Below are 21,038 nucleotides of genomic sequence, written 5' to 3'. Positions count from 1 at the left end.
TTAAGCGAACACCACGGTTTTGTTATCGTGAATAATGACTCTGTCTTCCAAGTGGTAACGTACACCATTGGCTAAGGCTGTTTTTTCACAGTTCTTGCCTTTGCGCACCATATCTGCTGCTGTATCGTTATGACTAATACGCATGACTTCTTGTTCGATAATTGGACCTTCATCTAAGTCACTTGTTACATAGTGACACGTTGCCCCAATGAGCTTTACCCCACGGTTATAGGCTTGTTGATAAGGCTTTGCTCCAGCAAAAGAAGGCAAAAAGCTGTGGTGAATGTTAATTGCTTTACCTGCTAATTTTTGACATAAGTGATCTGGAATGATTTGCATGAAGCGGGCAAGTACAGTTAAGTCAGCTTTATATGCATCAATCAAATTTTCTACTTCTGCAAAGGCTGCTTCTTTAGATTGGTTTTTGAAGTCTACCCAATGAAAAGGGATATTGTGCCAATCAGCAAACTGTTTCATTTGCGGGTGGTTAGCAATAATACAAGGAATATCACATTGTAACTCACCACTATGCCAGCGATGTAAAATATCCATCAAGCAATGTGATTCATGGCTGGCTAACAGCACCACTTTCTGTTTTTTATGTGAATCGACTATTTTCCAATTCATGCTAAATTTTTCGGCGATAGGTGCAAATGCTTGCTTGACACTATCTATACTCATATTAATGGAGTCTGCTTTGATCTCGTGTCGCATGAAAAACCGACTTGTTTGTTGGTCGGTGTGATGATTCGCTTCAACTATAGTTGCGTTTTGCAGTGCTAAAAATTGACTTACTGCTGCCACTAATCCCACCTGATCTGGGCAATCAATGACTAATCTAAATGTTTGTTGCATAACTCTTAAAAACCTCGGCTTTCTTAACTTACTATTGTCGCCTGCTATCACTAAGGGGGTAAAGAACAAAAACAGCTATATGAGAATAAATTCGGACTCAGGTTTCAGTTATGTTTGATATCATCCATCCTAACCCTAGCTCTTAGCCTTTCATTTATTTATCAAAGAGATGTCACTTGTTACCTGTTGAACATATTTTACCTTCCTTACATCAACAACTTAAAACAGGTGATGCCATAGTGGTGGCTCCCCCTGGAGCAGGAAAGTCCACCTGCTTACCTTTGTCTTTACTTAAGCTTGAGCAATTTAAAGATAAGAAAATTATTTTGCTGCAACCTAGGCGTATTGCTGTTAGAAGCATCGCAGCTTATCTGTCTAGCCAATTGGGTGAGGCGGTTGGAAAAACAGTGGGGTATCGGATCCGCGGAGATGTGAAGGTATCTTCGAACACTCGACTTGAAATTGTCACTGAAGGTATTTTAACCCGCTTGTTACAAAGCCAGCCAGAGTTGCCAGATATTGGTTTGGTTATATTTGATGAGTTTCATGAGCGTAGTGTTCACGCTGATTTTTCGTTGGCCCTATGTATCGAGGTACAGCAAGCATTGAGAGATGATTTACGACTCTTAGTGATGTCGGCTACCCTTGATGTGACGGCCTTAAGTCAATTGCTACCAGAGGCCAAGTTGCTTGAGTCTCAAGGGAAAAGCTATCCTGTAGATCTTATCTATCGAGCCGATCACAATAAGCTGCCTTTGTTTGAAAAAATAAGTCGCTTGGTAATCGATGTTGTTCCTAAGCACGAGTTTGATTGCTTGGTCTTTTTGCCTAGCGTGGCGGACATCAATAAAGCGGCTGCAAAACTAAGGGAGCATTTTGACGCTGAAATAGAGGTATTAACCTTATACTCTGAGTTGCCTAAACAAGAACAGCAAAAGGCCCTGCAGCCCCACCCCGATAATAAACGTAAAATTATACTCGCCACTAATATTGCTGAAACCAGTTTGACCATAGAGGGTATTCAGGTGGTGGTTGATAGCGGTGTTGAGAAAAAGGCTGTATTCCAGCTTAGTCGTGGCATTACCCACCTACAAGACCAAAACATCTCACAGGCCTCGGCCACACAAAGGGCTGGGAGGGCAGGCCGCTTAACTGCTGGTACTTGTTATCGATTATGGAGTAGAGAGTTTCACGATAGATTACCCAAACAATCTACACCAGATATTTTGACAACTGACATGAGTCAGTTCATTTTAGAAAGTGCAATTTGGGGTAGCACGATTCGAGAATTAGGATTAATCGACCAGCCAAGTGATGCCCAAATAAAACAGGGCATCGACATATTACAACAGTTAGGTGCCCTTGATGCTAAGTTGCGGGTGACAGGCCTAGGCAAAGACATACACAAATTAGGCTGCCATCCTGGTGTGGCTAACATGCTACTCAGAAGTGCTGATATTAGTGCATCTCATCATAGTTTAGCCTGTATTTTGGCTGCTCTTTTAGAGAGTAAAGACCCGCTCAGAGGTGAGACCAGTGCTCAAGTTAGTCAGCGTATTGAATTTATCCAAAGCCACCGCTCCCATGCATTATGGCAAACTATTAAATATTGGCATAAGCGGGTAGCGTGTCCAATTGATGATGCTTGGCCGATTCATGACATTGGCATATTACTAAGTCTGGCTTTTCCTCAATGGATCGGTTTTCAGACCGCTGAAAAACGTTATTTGTTAGCCAATGGCGCTGGTGTACAGCTAAGGGAAGATGACATTTTAAGCAGCCATAAATGGATAGTATTGGGCAGCATGTTTAGTACCGATAAAGCCACAGGTGATGCAAAAATCTCTCTAGCTGAAGGCATTTCCTTTGAGCAAGTCAAACAACACCATGCTGAGCTAATAAAGTGGACCGAAAAAGTAACTTGGAATGAAAGCCGAAGTGCTATTGTGGCTGAAAAGATACAGACTTTAGGTGCCATCATTATTACTAAGCAAAACCTGCCAAAGCCTTCCGCCGAAGAGATATCAGCCATTTGGAAAGAGGTTATTCTATCAAAAGGGGTGATGAGCTTGCCATTTGAAGATAATACCCTGCAATTGATACAGAGAGTAAAGCTAGCTAAAAAGGCTATGCCAAATGTCCATTGGCCAGACTTTACTGAAGAAGGGCTAACTGAATCTCTTCAATCTTGGTTGTTACCTTACATTTCAGAGGTGTATACCTGGCAGCAACTTAGTAAACAAAAGTTTAATGAAATGTTATCATCTATAATGGATTGGACAACTTTAAATACCCTTAAACAACTCATGCCTGAAAGATACAAAGTGCCAAGTGGGAGTCATATTCAACTCAATTATTTGACTAATGGTCAAGTAAAAATGTCGGTGCGCATGCAGGAAGTGTATGGTTTGGCAGACACTCCGAGAATTGGAAATGGAAAAATCCCTCTACACTTAGAGCTGCTATCGCCCGCAGGCCGCCCAGTGCAAACAACTCAAGACTTGGCAGGTTTTTGGCAAGGGAGCTACAGAGAAGTACAGAAAGAAATGAAGGGTAGATACCAAAAACATTTTTGGCCAGATGACCCAGCTAATTCCCAAGCGACTACTCGAACAAAAAAGAAAATGAATAATTTAAATTAAGTGCGTTTGGTCTAATTCGAAGCTTAAAAGTGTCTCGATACAAGATTTTATGCATAAATTAAGAGGCTCAGTTTAATGCATGTTTTTATGAAATTTTACCATAGTATAAATCACCGCCTTCATTACTTACTTGCTGTGTTCGTTTCTACTTCACTGTTAAGTTTTAGTGTTGATGCTTCAATATTTAACGACGATAGTATCTCCATAGCTGATATGCAAATGGTTGAGTTTGGTGAATCTGTTGCTCGGGACGGGGAGCAGTTTGCATTATCGATTAATGTATATGGCCAGAGTTTCACCTTTTTATTAACTGAAAATACATCTTTAAATCAACAGGCTAAATATCGTAAACATGCCACTGAGGTGGTGCCCTACTCAGGCAGTATTGAAGGTGTCAATGGCTCATGGGTGAGGTTAACTAAAGTTGCTGGTAACTATATTGGCGCATTTTATGATGGTAATGAACTATTTTTAATTGATGATGCTGTTAAAGCGAGTGAAATAACAAATAGTACGGCCCTTGCTAGTCATGGCTCAGTCGCTTTTACGGCTTCTTCTGTGAGCAACATTGGGCATTGCGATATGGATTTAAGGAAAAATAGCAGCGCATTTGATTACTCTGAAATAATGAGTGCTGTTGATGAGGCAGAACTTGCGAGTGCTACCTTAGCCAGCCGAGAAATAGCAATAACAATAGTTGCAGATACGGAATATGTAGCGAGTAGTGGTTCAGATGTTGAAGGTAATATCATTGCGCAAATGAATGTGGTTGATGGCATTTTTAGTGATCAGTTAGGGTTAAGCATGGCTGTGGCTGATATTATTATGTTGTCGGCTAATGGAACCTTGACCTCCAATAATGCTAGTACCTTAATTGGGGCTTTTAGGTCATACGTGGCCAGTGATATTGGTAATCAAGGGCTAACACATTTGTTTACCGGAAAAGATCTTGAGGGTAGTACAGTTGGTATTGCTTATGTAGGTGGAGTTTGCGGTAGTTATGGTGTTGGGGTGACTCAAGCTGGGAGTATGAGCAGTATTGCTTCTTTGGTTGCAGCCCATGAGTTTGGCCACAATTTTAGTGCGCCCCATGATAATGAAAGCGGTTCTGCTTGTGCTGCTGCAGCGGGCACTTATTTAATGAATCCCACTATTAACGGTAACGATCAATTTTCAGACTGCAGTTTAAGCATCATTCAGCCCATTGTTGATGGTGCTAGTTGCATTGTTGATATTACTCCTGTTGCAGATACACCTCCCACCATTATCTCTACTGCAAACCCCCATGCTACAACCAATATTGCCTATAAATATGATAACGATAGCCAAATAGAGTCTGATGGAACTGAGTCCATTACTTATCTGTTAGATTTTGGGCCAGTAGGTATGACTGTGGATCCTACTGGCTTAGTCAGTTGGACTCCCCAAAGTAATCAGGAAGGGATGCACTCAGTGCAAATTACCGCTGTTAACTCATATGGTACGGATTCGCAAAGTTTTGATATAGAAGTTGTCGCTCCGGCTGATACTTCGGTAATCAATTTCAATGATTTTTCTTTAGCTGCATATGGAGGAAACCAAGATATAACCGGAACTGTTTCGGTAACAGACGGTGGAGCAACTTTGACTATGCAAGGTAATAAATGGCAAAAAATTGATATGCCTTATATTGTCACGCAAGACACAATTTTAGAGTTAGATTTTAAAAGTACCCAAGAAGGTGAAGTACATGGAATTGGGTTCGACAATAATATCAGCTTAAATGAAAACAAAATTTTCAGAGTGTATGGGAGCCAAGCATACGGTAATGGTGCATACCAATACAGTGGTAGTGGGGATTTTGAGCACTTTGTGATACCCGTTGGCGATTACTATACAGGCTCAATGACTAACCTCTTTTTTGCTATGGATCATGACGTAGGTAGCCCCACTGGCAATAGTTATTTTAGTAATATTCAAGTATATGAAGCTGGGGAAATCCCCGTTATTGTCGCTCCTAGCATTACCTCCAGCCCAAATCTTAGCGCAACCGTCAATACAGCTTACGCCTATGATGAAGACAACAGCTTGAGTGCCGATGGGACCGCGATTATTTCTTACGAATTGTTAAATGGGCCAACCGGTATGACTATCAGTCAAGAAGGCTTGATAGCGTGGACACCAGATGAAACGCAAGAAGGCCAGCAAGTTATAGAAGTTGGAGCATCTAACTCTGCAGGTATGGATACTCAAAGTTTTGTGGTGACAGTTATAGCCGCCACTGATGAATCAGTTCTTAATTTTAACGACTATGAAGTCTTAAGTTACGGTGGAAGCCAAGATGTAGAAGGTATTGTTTCTATAGAAGATGGAGGAGCAACACTTAAGCTCGAAGGAAATACGTGGAAAAGAATAGATCTAGATATCCTTTTAACTTCAGATTCTGTGTTGGTCTTTGATTTTAAAAGTACCTCCCAAGGAGAGCTACACGGCTTTGGTTTTGATAATAATCTAAAGCTTACTGAAAATAGAGTGTTTACTTTATTTGGTACGCAAGATTATGGTTATACCAATTACACCTATACAGGAGATGGTGAATATCAGCATTTCGAAATCCCAGTTGGCGCTTTCTATCGCGGTAACTTTAGTAACCTTTTCTTTATGATGGACCATGACGTCAATAACCCAGATGGCAATAGTTACTTTAAAAATGTGCAATTGATCGATTAATTACCCTGTGGATATGAGCCTGTTATTTACTATTAAAGTTAATAGCAGGCTATGTTAATTTGTCACTTATACGGTGAATTAAAGCAGCAATTTTTTATTAATTTGGATAAGCTAACCATCAAAATATGTTTTAACTTATACAAGACCCCTTTCGTAGCAAATGACTAAAACCTCTCGAGCAAAGCCTAAAAAAGCGAATAAACCCAGAAAACCGGCCGTTTCTCTATGGCGAAAACTCAATCCATTTAGGTGGTTTTTTCGTCATTGGGGTAAATTGGTACTGATCTTTGTGCTGATTATTGGTACTTATGGGGTGTATTTAGACGCGCAAATTAGGCATACATTTGCGGGTAATAAATGGCAGGTCCCCGCGCAAATATACGCTCGTCCTATGCACCTAGCACTAAAGCAAGAAATTAGCATTAAAGAGATTGAAGAAGAATTAAAATTACTTGGTTATCGCAGAGTGACAAGGGCGGATAGCTCTGGTGAGTATCAGATTTTAGGACAAAAAATTCGTATTCAAAGGCGTATGTTTGATTTCCCCCATGGCACTGAATTTTTACGTAATATCGAAGTTACACTCAATAACGAGCGTATCAGTAAAATTCAAAATCTAGATAGTCGTCGTGCAATCAGCGACTTTTATTTAGAGCCTTGGTTAGTTACTCGATTGGTGAGTAGTGGTCGTGAAGATCGCATGTTAGTGCAAATAGATAATGTTCCGCCTATTCTCACTCAGGCGTTAGTGGCCGTTGAGGATAAAGACTTCTATAAACATTTTGGGGTTGCACCTTTATCAATCATGCGGGCTTTATTGGCTAATATTTCCGCTGGTCGGACGGTACAAGGGGGCAGCACCCTTACCCAACAACTGGTTAAAAATTTGTTTTTGACCCGCGAGCAAACTATTACCCGCAAGATCAAAGAAGCGTTGATGGCGGTTATTATCGATGCTCGTTATAGCAAGGAAGTGATCCTTGAAGCGTATTTAAATGAGGTGTTTTTAGGGCAAAACGGTGATACTGGAGTGTATGGGTTTGGACTAGCAAGTTACTTTTACTACGACCGCCCATTAAATGAATTAAGTGTTGATGAAGTGGCAACTCTGGTGGGAATCATCAAAGGGCCGTCCTATTACAATCCCCGTAAATACCCTGAGCGGGTTGCAGAAAGACGAAATGTTGTATTGAGATTGATGTTAGACGACAACCTCTTGTCTCCAAATGAATATCAAACAGCATTAGATTTACCCATCAATTTGGCGTCCGGAGCAAGTCTAAAGAAAGATAAACACCCTGCATTTATGGATCAAGTGCGTAGAGAACTTAGACAGGTATTAGATAACCCAGATATTCGCCAATCTGGCTTGAAAGTATTTACAACATTAGACTCAAATGCCCAATTTAAAGCAGAATTGGCTGTTTCTAAAGGTGTTGCCATTCAAGAAAAACGCATAGGTAAACGTGATTTTGAAGCTGCTATGGTGGTGTCAGATATTGATACCGGTGAAATACGCTCGATTGTTGGAGGCCGAAATACCGATTATGCGGGTTTTAATCGAGCCTTAGATGCCAAGCGAGCGATAGGTTCTTTGATTAAACCAGTGATTTATTTAACGGCTTTGGAGCTACCCGAAACTTATAATTTAGCGACCCATTTAGCTGACGAGCCCATAAAGTTGAAAAGTACCCATGGCAAAATGTGGGAGCCACAAAATTACGATAAAAAGTTCCGAGGACAAGTCCCTTTAGTCACAGCGTTAAGTCGTTCCTTAAATGTACCTACAGTGATTTTAGGGATGGAACTAGGATTAGGTAGTATTGCTGACACTATATGGCGTTTAGGGGTAGAGGAAGAGGTAGGTTTATACCCAGCGTTAACGTTGGGAGCGGTTAACTTTTCTCCATTGCAAGTTAACCAAATGTACCAGACCATGGCTAATAATGGGCAGTACATACCATTACATTCGATTACCTCAATTATGTCTCCTAATAACGATTTGCTTTGGAGTTTCGACATCACACCGGAGCAAAGGGTAGATGAAAAGGCCACCTACTTACTAAATTATGCATTACATAAAGTGACCTTAGAGGGCACAGCAAAGTCAATTCGAGCTAACTTCCCTAATGTTAATATGGCAGGTAAAACCGGTACTACAGATGATTATCGTGATAGTTGGTTTAGTGGTTTCGATAAAAATATTTTGGTTACCAGCTGGATTGGAAAAGACAACAATGAACCGGTTAACCTGAGTGGCTCAAGTGGTGCTATGCAATTGTTTATTGCTTATCAAAAGCAACAAGAACCTAAATCTTTAGTGAGGCGTTTCCCTAAAGGGTTAGGTATTGCACATTTTGATAAAGAAACTGGAAACTTAAGTCGAGCAGGGTGTACTGATACCTTTAGTGTGCCAGCCATTACAGAGGCATTACCAGCTATCCCTAAAAAGTGTACAGGTGAATCAAGAGTACCCGAAAAGCCTAAAACCTTTTGGGAAAAACTCTTCGGAAAATAACTTACAATTTAGTTAAGTTTGATGTCGATTTAGGTGCATCAAGTTCGGTGACAACAGCCTCTAGAGCTGATCCATAACGTATCTTAATTGTCTTGCACTACGATAGATTTAGTTAAGGCGGATTGACTTTTTTGAGTGTCAGACTGCCTAGGGAAGTCCTGATTTTTGTTGATTCGTTTTTGAATGTAACCATCTATCGAAGGGGGGCTAGTACATTCTATATTTCCGCCTAAAGCACCAAGTAACAAAGCAGCAGTGCCTTTGGTTGCGCCACCGCAATCAGCTCTGACTTTCAGGCTTTCTTGAAGCTTTTCATCTTCTGTCATAAATGGATCTTTCTCTTCAGTATTAATGAAGGGAGAGTTTTTAGATTCTTGATAATTTCGAGAGGCTTGCTCTGCCATTCGCTGATGTTGTTGCTGCTGAAAACTTCCTAGGTGCCTTCTTGCCATACTAGTAACAGGTTTACTAATTGTGGCTTTAGTTGAATCATTTTTTACTGGGGCAGACTCTGCTGCTGGCACATTAGTTGTTTCGCTTTTTTCAGGCTTAGTTGCAGGCTCGACTTCTGCTTGGGGTGTTTCAATTACCGGTTCAGGCTCAGGAGCAGAAGGAGGCGGTACTTCTGCTTCTACAATTTTTTCTACATCTCTGGCGTTAACTTTTAGTTGAGAGTCTGCGTTAACTGATGGCTTTTCTGCTGATACCGGTAACGGCTCATCAATGGGGGGCTCTTCAACTATGGCGACAGGCGCAATATCAAATACTATTCTGGCTTGTATAGGTTGAACTTCTGTAATGCTTATTGGTGGAGGAGAAGAAAACATCGCTGATCGTGCGATAATAAAAATTAATATCACATGGGCCAATAGAGAGAAGATTAAAAAGCGGTTTTTCTTCAACACGGTAGGTGTTTTATTTCCTTGAAGTATAATATGAAGCCATTGAGCCAATAATAGAGTCGCAAAAGGGTGATTAAGTTCAATTACTTTAGCAAGACCCCCTAGCGACAATATGTAGCTAGGGTGAATTTAGGCTATCGACTATTAAATAAAAGTGATGCGAGCAAATTTACGTTTGCCAACTTGAAGTACAACTTGAGCTGCGGCTATAAATCTATGTTTAGTGTCTGCTACCTTTTCACCGTCCATTTTAACTGCGCCTTGCTTAATCATACGCATGGCGTCAGAGGTAGAGCTTACTAATTTGGCATCTTTGAGGGTATTTGCAATCGCTAGACCTTCTGAACCTAGTTCAAATTCAAATTCTGGCATTTCATCTGGAATAGCATTCTTTTGAAAGCGCTGAATAAATTCATTATGGGCAGCTGTTGCCGCTTCATCGCTATGAAAGCGGGCTATAATCTCTTTAGCCAAGTCAATTTTAATATCTCTTGGATTGGTACCGTCAGCGACTTGTTGTTTTAGAGCATCAATTTCTGGTTTAGGTTTGAAGCTAAGCAAATCGTAGTAGCGCCACATTAACACGTCTGAAATTGACATGATTTTTCCAAACATCTCGCTAGGTGCATCCGTAATACCAATATAATTTCCTAAGGACTTAGACATTTTCTGAACGCCATCTAAGCCTTCTAAGAGAGGCATCATCAATACAGTTTGTGGTCTTTGGCCTTCTGACTTTTGTAATTCGCGTCCCATCAATAGGTTAAACCTTTGATCGGTACCGCCTAACTCAACGTCTGATTGTAAAGCGACAGAATCCCAACCTTGTACTAATGGGTATAAAAATTCATGTATGGCAATAGGTTGGCCCCCAGCATAACGCTTTTTAAAGTCATCTCGCTCAAGCATTCGAGCAACCGTTTGGTTTGCAGCTAGCTTAATCATGCCTGCTGCACCTAATTGCTCCATCCATTCTGAGTTAAAGCGAATAGTAGTTTTTGCTGGGTCTAGAATTTTGAAAACTTGTTCTTTATAGGTTTCTGCGTTGGCTAAAACGTCTTCTTTGGTAAGTGGCTTACGGGTGACGTTTTTGCCAGTTGGGTCACCAATCATGCCAGTGAAATCACCAATCAAAAATATCACCTCGTGCCCTAGCTGCTGAAAGGTACGTAGTTTGTTGATTAAAACCGTATGACCTAAATGTAAATCAGGTGCTGTAGGATCAAACCCTGCTTTAATTTTTAAAGGCTTGCCTTCTTTTAATTTGGCACTGAGTTCGTCTTCTAATAATATTTCTTCTGCACCGCGCTGGATTTCAACCATCGCATTCTGCCAATCTGACATTTTTGTAACCTTGTAAAGTAATCGGGTGTTTATCTAATACCCGGTATTTTACTTGCCAAGCCTTAGCAATGAAAGGGCAATAGGTATTATTGCAAATAACATCTTCGTTTTAGAGATATTCTACAATTGAGTAAAATCGAGACTAGCGCTGGAAAATCCAATGTAATCCATATATTCTGTGGTTAAGCTTAAACTGAAATCTTGTCTCTGTGATCACTAAGTCCTTTAAAAATATACCAAAACCCCATAAATGGATGATCTCTTCCGTTGCTGCCTTTTTGTGTCTTTTGTTTCTGTTTCCATCAGATCCGGTGAGTGCATATAAAAATACTGCATCCACCCTAGAGGTCGGTAAACGTTACGATCTAGCCGTTAATTTTGATAATTTGCCCATCAATGAATTCTCAGGACTTGAAGAATTAAACGAAGTTCGCTCTTTTACGGTTAAAAAAGGTGACAATCTTGCCATTATCTTTAAGAGGGCTGGGTTAACGCCCCAAGATACCTATCACGTTAGTAAAGCTGGAAATGATGCAAGTAAACTTTTAAGAATGAAACCAGGGCAAACTCTAGATTTAGAAATTGATAAATCTGGAAAACTAATTTCATTAAAATATCCATACTCAACTACTGACACGCTAGTTATAGAACATGACGCAAGTGATAACTTTGTGAGTAAGGTGCAAAGTAAAAAAGTCGATACAAGATTAAATTATGCTCAAGGTGAGATTGTTAGTAGTTTTTGGAATGCTGGCCGTGAAGCGAATTTAAGTGACAATCAGATTATGAGCTTGGCTGGTATTTTTGGCTGGGACATAGATTTTGCTTTAGGTATCAGAGCGGGCGACCAATTCTATGTGACCTTTGAAGAGCATTACATAGATGGTGAGTTTATTGAGAATGGCAATATTGTTGCGGCTCAATTTGTAAATCAAGGTGACTCCTATACCGCAGTGAGATATACCGATGGAAATTATTACACAGCGGAAGGGCGCAGCATGCGTAAGAGCTTTTTACGGGCTCCGGTGAACTTCAGGTATATCAGTTCTAATTTTAATCCAAAACGTTTTCACCCTATCCAAAAACGTGTGAGACCTCACAATGGTACCGATTATAGAGCAAGTACTGGCACCCCAGTTGTGGCCTCGGGTGATGGGAAGGTTACGCATTCAGCCTATAACAAGTACAATGGGAATTATGTTTTTATTCAACATCCAAACGGAATCGTCACTAAATATCTGCACTTTTCAAAGCGAAAGGTGAAAAAAGGGCAGCGAGTAAAACAAGGACAAGTCATTGGTTTAGTTGGATCAACGGGCATGTCACAAGCTCCGCATTTACATTATGAATTTTTGGTTGCTGGGGTACATAGAAATCCCCGTACAGTGAGCTTGCCAAAAGCCGAACCTATTGCTTCAACAGAAAAGTCAAAGTTTATGGCATTAGCTAACCAAGCTATGACTCAGTTAGACAATAACAAGCGTATTATGCTGTCTATGACCTACTAGAGATTGTTTTTGGTAGTTAGTTTTTTGTTTGGTAAGGTGATGGGGTTTTGATATTAAAACTGACGGTTATAATTCAAAGTATTCAGTAAAGCATTTATAAAGTTGTGTTCCGCTCAATACTGAAGCCGAAGGAAAGTGTAAAATAGGAATTAAATCGCAAGGGGCCAAAATATCATGTGTTGCTTGGTCGTTGTCTAAATTATCAACGTTTAAAACCTTAGCCAACACTTGGCCTTTTGTTATCACTTCTCCTGGTTGTGCCATATACTCTACTATTCCCCCAGCCTGCGTATAGAGTATTTTATAGTCTTTTAAATATACGGCTTTGCGAACAATAGTTTCAGGGTTGCTGGTATTAGCAGGTAAGCAATTTTTAGCGGTTAAGAAAGCCAGAATACTTTTGGCGTCGTATTTCCCTTCAGTAAAATTAACCACCTCTTGGCTCCCCATTTCTAAGGTAAACGCTTCGACTTCAAAGTAAATTGCTTGTTGCCGTTTAGCACTGACTAAATCGGATAATAACCACCAGGGACAAAATGTAGCTTCGTCTAATGCTCCAGAAAAGACCTGAGGGATTAAAATGACGTGTGGGATATTAAATAGTTTTGCAGACTCTTTGGCATATTCAGGCACATAAATATGGCGAGTGGCCACAGGCCCATTATGTAAATCTAATACGTAGTCGGCGTCAAAGGCGAGTTGCTGTAGCTTCAGGTTAAGTCGCTGCGCTAAACCAATTCCCCATGTTTCATTGAGTTTATTTTGTAATTGTTGCTTTATTTGGGAGCGAAACCGTTCTTTAATAGATTGGACTGATTCCTTGTCATCAATACTCGCTGCAAACTCCTGTATTAACGCTTGGTCGTAGAAGTATCCTCGGTTCCAGTTAGTGCCATTTACGGGATCAAAGCGGCCTAAGGTATACTCCCCAGCCTTAATATTGGTACCCACTGGATTACAATTTGGGACCAATACTATTTCACCATTTAACGGTATGTGTTTGAGGAATTGAATCAGTTGATAAATAACCACATTGCCCTGAACTTCAGCGCCATGTATTGAACTTTGAATATAAACCTTGGGGCCGGGCTGTTCGCCAATAAAACGATATAAAGGGACGTTCATATTGCGGCCGGAAGCATTTTGAGCCACAACAATATGTTCTTTAATCATTTTATTCATGGGCGATTACTGCTTTGTAGTACTTAAACCAATAGCTGATAAGTAAAAGTTAAGGTTTTGACTCAGGGAAGTGAGGTGAAATTGAGTTGCGCACACCATTGCCCCACAAAATAGCTTCGTTAAATAGACTGTGTAATAACTTTTGATCAATTTCGAGAATTTTTGAAATACGAATGACTTTTAACCAGTTTCCACTTTCGAATGCTTTCACTAACAATAAATAAAGCGATAGATCATTTTGACTGCCACATAGAGCATCTTTGACTTCATCTATTAGAGGTAACTTGTCGAGCAATGACTTCATATCTTGATCTAGCAGTGCATCTATAAGTGAAAATAAGCCTACTAAAAAAGCAGTAGGCGGGTTGTTACCAATATTTTTTTCAATTCCCACTAAATCACAAAATTTAGCGCGAACTAAAGATAAGTGGATAAGCTCAATAGGTTTGTCGTCAGATAGGTTGGTTAAGGCCAATAACGCGATGAATTTCTTGATCTCTACTTCGCCCATATAATTTAAGGCGTGGCGTAACGAAGTGATTTTATAACGCTTATTTATCATTGGGTTATTGATAAATCTGAGTAGCATATAAGACAGACCTACATCGTGCTCTACTACGCTATTAATACTTTCTATGTCGAATGACTCGCTAGAACTTGCCCCCATTAACTCTACTAAGGTAAGTTTTGAAGTTGGAAGGTGTCCTTGAGATACGGATTCTGGACGGGAAAAAAAGTAGCCTTGAAAATAGTCAAATCCGATATCTTTATAAATATTGAAGCTTTCTTGGGTTTCTACTTTGTCAGCAATGAGTTGTACATTCTTGTCTATGAGTTGATGCACATTGTTAGCTAATTTATCGTAATCACCTTGATGGGTATTTATCTTGACCATATCAACAAACTTTAGATGATCCTGGGACTTACTGTCCAACTGATAACCATCTAAAGCGATCTTATAGCCTAAATTTTTAACGTGCTTGCATAGCTCTATCAAACTATCAGGTTTATGGCTATTGGCTGCGAGTTCTACCACGACATTTTCGGGATCTAGCGATTTGGGTAGACCATTTAATAGGGTTTCGGATTGGAAATTGATAAAGGATTTTTTATTACAAGAAATGTCATCTAAATCAAGGGTTTGGTATCTTTTGGCTATAAGCTTGTTGGTTGATTCATCTCTTTCTAAATGGGGGTAGTAATTATTCTTACCATCCCTGAATAAAAGCTCATAGGCGAAAACACTTTTTTCTTTATCAAGTATTGGTTGTCGAGCTACAAAGGCAAACATGTCGTTCCTATTTGTTTTTATTTTCTATATGAAGCATATTCGATGCTTCTTTAGTAAAAGATTGATCGCAATCATTTTACAAGTAAAAAATTAATTAATACAGTAGCCATTGGTCTTATCGAGAGTATATTTGATCTCAATTATTCTGTGTTACGTAAGTTAAATTGTTAGTCTAACTGGGTTAAGTTTAGCTAATTTTAGTTTTTAGTGGGTCGATATAGTGTTTTGTCGACTGGGAAGTTACTTTAGAATTTCTCTGTCATTGGAATTTTTTACGAATTTAACGGTCTATTTACGCGAGCCCTGAAGTTAATGATGTAATTGACTATGATTTCAGTCGCAGGGGGCTTTTTTTTTTGATAAAATCGCGAGCTATTGTGCAATTGGAGGTCACTATGAGTACAGATTTACGGGCATTGACATTAACTGTCCCTCAAACAGGTAGTATTGAAACTTACGTTCAAGCGGTAAGTGGTATTAATATGCTATCGGCCGAGGATGAACGTAGTCTTGCTGAGCGTTTACAAGAGGATGGCGACTTGCAAGCTGCTAGAAAGCTTATTATGTCTCATCTACGATTTGTGGTGCACATAGCTAAATCTTATTCCGGATATGGGTTGCCACAGGCAGATTTGATTCAAGAAGGTAACATCGGCTTAATGAAAGCGGTAAAACGTTTTGATCCTACTGTAGGTGTTAGGTTGGTATCTTTTGCTGTGCATTGGATTAAAGCTGAAATACACGAATTTGTGTTACGTAACTGGCGTATCGTTAAAGTTGCCACTACAAAAGCACAGCGTAAACTTTTCTTCAATCTACGTAAGAACAAAAAACGTTTAGGTTGGTTTACTCATGCTGAAGTACAAAAGGTAGCTGAAGAGTTAGGTGTGAGTACTAAAGAAGTACTCCAAATGGAAGCGCGCATGAGCAGCCAAGACCAAGCATTTGACTTGTCAGCTGATGATGACGAAAGCGGAAGTTTTGCTCCGGTTCAGTTTTTAGAAGATAAGTCTGCCGATGTAGAAACCGACGTTATTAATGCGGATTGGGATTCTAATGCTTCTGGTAGATTATATGCAGCGATTAAAACCTTGGATGGGCGTAGTCAGCATATCATTCAAACTCGCTGGTTATCTGATGACAAAACCACCTTGCAAGATTTAGCTGATAAATACCAAGTATCTGCGGAACGTGTTCGTCAAATAGAAAAGAACGCAATGAAAAAGTTACAAAATGCTATGGCAGCCTAAGCCAAGTATTCAAACATAGAAAAAAGCTCTAATTGATTAGGGCTTTTTTTTTACGTTTTTTTTAATATTGCTTATTCAGAAGTAACAGGTTTAGTCGCTACAGGTAAGACCCAAAAGTCACCGGTAAATTCTGCCACCGCATTGTCTCCGTCTAATATTGCTACACTTAATTGTATATGGCATTTCTTGTTTTTAAGTAAGGTTTCAAACCTTCCAGACAAAGATTCAATATTGCATATGGCTCTAGGCTGCATAGTGATGGGTTTATGATAATGAATATTGCCATCACCTAATACGATTTCACCTTCTAAAGCTTTTTCTTTTAGTTGTAAAAAAATCATACCCCAGCCTGTTAGGGTGGCTAAAGAAAAAATGCTGCCAGCGAACATAGTACCGTGTAGATTGATATTTTTATTTAGCGATGCTCGGCTTTCTAAAGTACGGCCCGTGTATTGGTGTAACTTAATCCCCATCTGTTCACTAATAGGAATAGTGTCGTGCCAAGTCTCTTGAAGTAATTTACACCACTTAGGGTGTAAGGTGAGTATATTTGGATCAATCAGGCGCTTGACCATCTGTTGCCGCTGCTGCTCTCCTAATTCTTTTGGGGTTTCGCTTTCTATCTCAAAGCCAACGCTTTGAAAAAAAGGAATAGATAGCTCAGTGCTATTTGTGACTATTCTAACCGCGCCTTCGGCCCTAGCTACGGACTCTAAAGCAGATACCAACATAGTTGCTAAGCCTTTACCTTGATAGGCTTTGTCAACTGCCACATGTCTTACTTGAGCCTCTTCTGCCGTATTCATATGCATACGGCCAATAGCAATAACCTCTCCCTGACTATTGCGAATGAGTCTGTGCTCACTAACTTGCTCGTATTCGTCTTTTTCTGAGCCTTTTGGGAAATTCCAAGGGGCACGTAACATTTTCCAACGGAAAGCAAAGTACTCTTGGTAGTCCTGTTCGCTTGTGGGGTCTTCAATTTTATACATTTAAGGTTTCCGGGTTTGAATACCTAAATTTAGGTACCTGATACTAAATGCCAGTCAAGATGCATTCTCTAAACCAGTAGACCATTAAAGCGCAAAAGCTAGCAGGCGGCAAACTATACTTGTAACTGAAATGTTACAGGGCCATCGTTTACTAGCGAAACCTGCATATCCGCTCCAAACTTACCGGTTTCACATTTGATATCACTTTGTTTGCATTTATTTACAAAATAATTGTAAAGCTCTAGGCCTCTTTCTGGCGTTGCACCCTTTGAAAAGCTGGGCCGATTGCCGTTTTTGGTGTCTGCGACTAAGGTAAATTGAGAGACAACTAGTAACTCGCCTTTTACTTGTTGAATATTTAGGTTCATTTTTCCGTTTTCATCTGAAAACATTCGATAATTCATAACTTTATTAAGAAGTTTGTCTGCTTTATTTTGGTCATCGTCTTTTTCAACGCCTAGTAACACTAAGCTACCAGTACCTATTTCTCCTACAACGTTGCTATCTACTTCAACTTTGGCATGTTTAACTCTTTGAATTAAAGCAATCATGATTGCTCCTTATAAAACTTGAGCATATCTCTGGTTGCTCGACATAACGCTTTTGTGGTGTTTTTCTCGCTTGCGCTATGACCTGCTTCAGGAATAATTGAAAGTTTACTGTTATCTAATGTCTGATGTAGTGAGTAAGCGGACTCTACTTTGCACACTGTATCGTAGCGACCATGTATGATGTTTATAGGTAGGTCTTTAATTTTAGCTGTATTATTTAATATGTGATTTTCAGGAATGAAGCATTGATGTTTTATGTAATGGCACTCTAACAAGGCTAAGCTAATTGCCCTATGAACGTCGGGTATTAACTGCTCTTCGTTAATTTGGATATGTAATCTGCTTATGCGAGCTTCCCACAAAAACCAAGCTTTGATAGCAGCCATCTTTCGTACTTCGTTTTCGTTGGTGAAAATATCATAATAAGCATCAGCAATAGATTGGCTGGTTAGCTGTGATTTAACAGGCTTTAAAAATTCGTCGTAATATTCTGGGAATAATTGTGCTGCTCCGCCTTTTTGATCTAAGTACCAGCTGTAGTCTTCTTCTCGCGCTAGAAAAATCCCTCTTAATATCAAACCAATAATACTTTCAGGTCGCTCTATCGCCACTAGTAAAGCTAATGTTGACCCCCAAGAACCGCCAAATAGCACCCACTTACCTATCTTTAAGTGGCTCTGAATTGCTAGAACATCCTGTACTAATCGTTGACTTGTATTGTGCTCTAAACTGCCAAATGGCAGAGATTTACCGCACCCTCTTTGGTCAAACCCTATGATTCTGTAATGATCAGGATCAAAAAACTGCCGATAACCCGCAGATATACCGGCACCTGGGCCACCGTGTAGATACAAAATAGGGATGCCATCGGGATTTCCTGTTTGTTCTAGGTATAGCTGGTGTCCATCAGATACGTCAAACATTTCAGTTTTGTAGGGGGAAATTGCTGGAAAAAGTTGCATTGTCTTACATATCTCATTTGTTAATTGCCTAGCTTTGCTTTAATTTACTACTTAATTGATAAGATCGTTATTATTTTTATAGGAGTTTTAAAATGGCGGGACAAGGTTCGGGTGGTAATGTTATCGCAGCAATTTGCAATGTGTTTATCGCAGGCTTAGGGCAATTGGTGCAAGGTAGAATATTAGCAGCCATCGTTTTTTTCTTATTGGTATCGGTTAATTATGCGCTAGCAGCAACCGGTATTTTGTTTTTTATGGCAGTGTTTGGGTTTATCTTCCATGTTTGGGCAATTATAGACGCTGCGAAATATAAAGGGTGATTATGAAAAAGTTACTTATAGTTCCAATAATATTGACCTTGGCTGCATGTCAAACTGCGCAAAAAGCTTATTATTCGGCTTGGGAAACTGTGGGGGTAGAGAAGCGAGATATTCTTGTTGATCGTGTTGAAGATGCTAAAGAGTCTCAAGAAGACGCTCAGCAACAGTTTAGCTCTGCATTAGATGAATTTAGCCAGTTAATTAACTTCGACGGTGGTGAATTTCAGAGTGTTTATGAACAGTTAAAAGATCAATATGAAGCCAGTGAAGACTCTGCAGAAGCGGTTACTAGCCGTATAGATAAAGTTGAAAGTGTTGCAGAAGCATTATTCGATGAGTGGCAGGAAGAGCTAGAGGCATATACTAATACTACGCTTAAGCGTGACAGCCAAATGAAGCTTAAAGAAACTCAGCGTAACTATAAGTCTTTAGTGAGTGCAATGCGTAAAGCTGAAAGCAAAATGGCTCCTGTTTTGTCTGCATTGAAAGACAATGTTTTGTATCTAAAACATAACTTAAACGCCAGCGCGATAGGTGCTTTGCAAGGTGAGTTTAGTGGGATAAAAAAAGAGATTAATCAATTAGTATCAGAAATGAACACTGCCATTTCTGAGTCTAATAAATTTATCTCAAGTATTCAGGGAGAGTAGCGTTATTCTATGTTGGGGAAACAGAAGTTTCCTCAACATCTTCAGAGAATTTATCCTCAGACTCTTCTCCTAAAAATAATTCTAATACCCTTGTAAATTCAGCCCCGACTAAAATTACTATCCAAGATAGATACACCCATAAAAATAGAATTGGGATCACAGCTAATGCGCCATAAATCACCTGATATGACGGAAAACTCGTGATATAGAACGCAAAGCCCTTTTTACTTAGTTCAAATAAACTAGCTGCCACAAACGCTCCGGCTAAAGCGTGTTTAGCTTCAATTTTTTTGTTTGGTACCAACATATACAAAATAAAAAAAGCACTAATAGACATCAAAAACGGTACAAATTTTAATAAGAAGGTTGTGAACCCAAAGGTATATTCTTCTGCATAATTAGCTAAACCCACTAAATACGAGCTCACGGCAACACTCGCTCCCATCAGCAGTGGACCTAGGGTAAGTACCATCCAGTATATGGCTAGTGTGAATACTATAGGTCTCTCACTTTTTGACTGCCAGATGCGATTTAGGGTTTTATCTATATTAGAGATCAACATTAAAGCTACTACCATTAAAGATAAAATCCCGATGGCACCCATACCAGAAGCATTATTGATGAATTCTGTCATGTAAGTGCTAACTTGGCTTCCAGCTGAGGGAATAAAGCTTTCGAAAATCAGTTCTTCTATCTCGCCTCTTGTTTCTGCAAAAGCTGGGAAAGCAGATAAAATAGTAAAAAACACCATAATAAAGGGCACCAAAGACAATAAAGACACATAAGCCAAGTGCCCCGCTGACACGGTAATATTGTCTTGTTTAACATGGTTAATAAATAGAGATAAAAATGCCTTACACTGATTGAATAAGGCAATAATATTTGTATTTGAAATAAAAGTACTAGGCATGATTAGGCTAATCGTTACATGAATTAACTGTTAGTCTGCTCTAACGCCCAACATATGGCAAATGGCATAACTCAGTTCACTACGATTTAAGGTATAGAAATGGAAATTTCGAATACCTTCTTTAGCTAATACCTTCACCATATCCATGGCTATACTTGCGCCCATTAGGTTACGAGTAGTTTGATCATCTTTATCTAAGCCACCATACATTTTGTGTAACCACTGGGGAACATGGACATTCGTAAAACCAGCAAAACGTTGTAAGGTTTGATAGTTAGTGACGGGCAAAATGCCTGGCACTATATCTAAATCAATGCCTGCTGCTGCGGCTCGGTCACGAAAACGTAAAAATACTTCTGCGTCAAAAAAGAACTGGCTGATAGCCTCGGTGGCTCCGGCATCAGCTTTACGTTTTAAATTTAGTAAGTCGAATTGCGCATTAGGGGCTTCTG

The 21,038-nt window shown here is 39.7% G+C and carries 17 protein-coding genes; 7 read left to right on the top strand and 10 right to left on the bottom strand.

Annotated features, from left to right (window positions below; translation table 11 throughout):
- The gene (gene purU / locus ABJE44_RS11210) at positions 1–855 is read right to left on the bottom strand and encodes a formyltetrahydrofolate deformylase (RefSeq protein ID WP_348110542.1); all 855 of its coding nucleotides are present in this window, start codon (positions 853–855) and stop codon (positions 1–3) included.
- 176 nt (positions 856–1,031) lie between these two features.
- Here purU and hrpB point away from each other — a divergent pair, with 176 nt between their 5' ends.
- The 3 genes from hrpB (at position 1,032) to mrcB (ending at position 8,724) form a co-directional block, all read left to right on the top strand.
- A complete protein-coding gene (gene hrpB / locus ABJE44_RS11205; protein ID WP_348110541.1) occupies positions 1,032–3,497 on the top strand; it encodes an ATP-dependent helicase HrpB in 2,466 nt (821 codons plus the stop codon).
- An 87-nt stretch (positions 3,498–3,584) separates the two neighbouring features.
- On the top strand, positions 3,585–6,206 hold the full coding sequence (locus ABJE44_RS11200; RefSeq protein WP_348110540.1) for a M12 family metallo-peptidase: 2,622 nt from the start codon (positions 3,585–3,587) through the stop codon (positions 6,204–6,206).
- A 160-nt stretch (positions 6,207–6,366) separates the two neighbouring features.
- Entirely contained in the window at positions 6,367–8,724 is a 2,358-nt protein-coding gene (gene mrcB / locus ABJE44_RS11195; RefSeq protein ID WP_348110539.1) for a penicillin-binding protein 1B, read from the top strand.
- 83 nt (positions 8,725–8,807) lie between these two features.
- Here mrcB and ABJE44_RS11190 read toward each other — a convergent pair whose 3' ends face one another.
- Together ABJE44_RS11190 and tyrS are read right to left on the bottom strand one after the other, a co-directional pair.
- Entirely contained in the window at positions 8,808–9,629 is an 822-nt protein-coding gene (locus ABJE44_RS11190) for a hypothetical protein (RefSeq protein WP_348110538.1), read from the bottom strand.
- Between the two features lie 141 nt (positions 9,630–9,770).
- Positions 9,771–10,970, bottom strand: coding sequence for a tyrosine--tRNA ligase (gene tyrS / locus ABJE44_RS11185; protein ID WP_348110537.1), 1,200 nt, complete (start codon positions 10,968–10,970; stop codon positions 9,771–9,773).
- 209 nt (positions 10,971–11,179) lie between these two features.
- On the opposite strand from tyrS, the gene ABJE44_RS11180 reads away from it, so the two are divergent.
- A complete protein-coding gene (locus ABJE44_RS11180) occupies positions 11,180–12,478 on the top strand; it encodes a peptidoglycan DD-metalloendopeptidase family protein (RefSeq protein ID WP_348110536.1) in 1,299 nt (432 codons plus the stop codon).
- 66 nt (positions 12,479–12,544) lie between these two features.
- Here the strand turns inward: ABJE44_RS11180 and ABJE44_RS11175 are convergent, their stop codons facing one another.
- Both ABJE44_RS11175 and ABJE44_RS11170 read right to left on the bottom strand, forming a co-directional pair.
- Positions 12,545–13,660, bottom strand: a complete 1,116-nt coding sequence (locus tag ABJE44_RS11175) for a succinylglutamate desuccinylase/aspartoacylase family protein (protein ID WP_348110535.1) — start codon at positions 13,658–13,660, stop codon at positions 12,545–12,547.
- Positions 13,661–13,709: 49 nt separating this feature from the next.
- On the bottom strand, positions 13,710–14,951 hold the full coding sequence (locus ABJE44_RS11170) for an EAL domain-containing protein (protein WP_348110534.1): 1,242 nt from the start codon (positions 14,949–14,951) through the stop codon (positions 13,710–13,712).
- A gap of 395 nt (positions 14,952–15,346) precedes the next feature.
- On the opposite strand from ABJE44_RS11170, the gene rpoH reads away from it, so the two are divergent.
- Positions 15,347–16,201: an RNA polymerase sigma factor RpoH gene (rpoH, locus tag ABJE44_RS11165; RefSeq protein ID WP_348110533.1), complete on the top strand. Its 855-nt coding sequence runs from the start codon at positions 15,347–15,349 to the stop codon at positions 16,199–16,201.
- 71 nt (positions 16,202–16,272) lie between these two features.
- Here the strand turns inward: rpoH and ABJE44_RS11160 are convergent, their stop codons facing one another.
- The 3 genes from ABJE44_RS11160 to pip all read right to left on the bottom strand — a co-directional run bounded on the left by ABJE44_RS11160 (position 16,273) and on the right by pip (position 18,706).
- Positions 16,273–17,193 carry a bifunctional GNAT family N-acetyltransferase/hotdog fold thioesterase gene (locus tag ABJE44_RS11160; RefSeq protein ID WP_348110532.1) on the bottom strand — a complete coding sequence of 307 codons (921 nt, stop codon included), beginning with the start codon at positions 17,191–17,193 and terminating at the stop codon, positions 16,273–16,275.
- Positions 17,194–17,306: 113 nt separating this feature from the next.
- On the bottom strand, positions 17,307–17,744 hold the full coding sequence (dtd, locus tag ABJE44_RS11155) for a D-aminoacyl-tRNA deacylase (RefSeq protein WP_348110531.1): 438 nt from the start codon (positions 17,742–17,744) through the stop codon (positions 17,307–17,309).
- Positions 17,741–18,706: a prolyl aminopeptidase gene (gene pip, locus ABJE44_RS11150; RefSeq protein ID WP_348110530.1), complete on the bottom strand. Its 966-nt coding sequence runs from the start codon at positions 18,704–18,706 to the stop codon at positions 17,741–17,743. Before pip ends, dtd begins: the two co-directional genes overlap by 4 nt.
- Positions 18,707–18,798: 92 nt before the next feature.
- Between pip and ABJE44_RS11145 the strand changes: the two genes are divergently transcribed.
- Both ABJE44_RS11145 and ABJE44_RS11140 read left to right on the top strand, forming a co-directional pair.
- Entirely contained in the window at positions 18,799–19,026 is a 228-nt protein-coding gene (locus ABJE44_RS11145; RefSeq protein ID WP_348110529.1) for a hypothetical protein, read from the top strand.
- 2 nt (positions 19,027–19,028) lie between these two features.
- The gene (locus ABJE44_RS11140; protein ID WP_348110528.1) at positions 19,029–19,676 is read left to right on the top strand and encodes a DUF2959 domain-containing protein; all 648 of its coding nucleotides are present in this window, start codon (positions 19,029–19,031) and stop codon (positions 19,674–19,676) included.
- A 7-nt stretch (positions 19,677–19,683) separates the two neighbouring features.
- On the opposite strand, the gene ABJE44_RS11135 is transcribed toward ABJE44_RS11140, so the two are convergent.
- Together ABJE44_RS11135 and ABJE44_RS11130 are read right to left on the bottom strand one after the other, a co-directional pair.
- Positions 19,684–20,586 carry a virulence factor BrkB family protein gene (locus ABJE44_RS11135; protein WP_348110527.1) on the bottom strand — a complete coding sequence of 301 codons (903 nt, stop codon included), beginning with the start codon at positions 20,584–20,586 and terminating at the stop codon, positions 19,684–19,686.
- Between the two features lie 30 nt (positions 20,587–20,616).
- Positions 20,617–21,038 (bottom strand): methylenetetrahydrofolate reductase (locus tag ABJE44_RS11130; protein ID WP_348120768.1); only part of this gene is annotated, 422 nt, incomplete at its 5' end.

Origin of the sequence: Paraglaciecola sp., assembly GCF_039942875.1 — a bacterium.
GTDB lineage: Bacteria > Pseudomonadota > Gammaproteobacteria > Enterobacterales > Alteromonadaceae > Paraglaciecola.
This window is presented reverse-complemented; position numbering and strand designations above follow the sequence as displayed.

Coding starts and splice junctions, on each gene's coding strand:
- purU (WP_348110542.1), bottom strand. CDS start 855: ATGCAACAAACATTTAGATTAGTCATTGATTGCCCAGATCAGGTGGGA.
- ABJE44_RS11200 (WP_348110540.1), top strand. CDS start 3,585: ATGAAATTTTACCATAGTATAAATCACCGCCTTCATTACTTACTTGCT.
- mrcB (WP_348110539.1), top strand. CDS start 6,367: ATGACTAAAACCTCTCGAGCAAAGCCTAAAAAAGCGAATAAACCCAGA.
- tyrS (WP_348110537.1), bottom strand. CDS start 10,970: ATGTCAGATTGGCAGAATGCGATGGTTGAAATCCAGCGCGGTGCAGAA.
- ABJE44_RS11175 (WP_348110535.1), bottom strand. CDS start 13,660: ATGAATAAAATGATTAAAGAACATATTGTTGTGGCTCAAAATGCTTCC.
- ABJE44_RS11170 (WP_348110534.1), bottom strand. CDS start 14,951: ATGTTTGCCTTTGTAGCTCGACAACCAATACTTGATAAAGAAAAAAGT.
- rpoH (WP_348110533.1), top strand. CDS start 15,347: ATGAGTACAGATTTACGGGCATTGACATTAACTGTCCCTCAAACAGGT.
- ABJE44_RS11160 (WP_348110532.1), bottom strand. CDS start 17,193: ATGTATAAAATTGAAGACCCCACAAGCGAACAGGACTACCAAGAGTAC.
- dtd (WP_348110531.1), bottom strand. CDS start 17,744: ATGATTGCTTTAATTCAAAGAGTTAAACATGCCAAAGTTGAAGTAGAT.
- pip (WP_348110530.1), bottom strand. CDS start 18,706: ATGCAACTTTTTCCAGCAATTTCCCCCTACAAAACTGAAATGTTTGAC.
- ABJE44_RS11145 (WP_348110529.1), top strand. CDS start 18,799: ATGGCGGGACAAGGTTCGGGTGGTAATGTTATCGCAGCAATTTGCAAT.
- ABJE44_RS11140 (WP_348110528.1), top strand. CDS start 19,029: ATGAAAAAGTTACTTATAGTTCCAATAATATTGACCTTGGCTGCATGT.
- ABJE44_RS11135 (WP_348110527.1), bottom strand. CDS start 20,586: ATGCCTAGTACTTTTATTTCAAATACAAATATTATTGCCTTATTCAAT.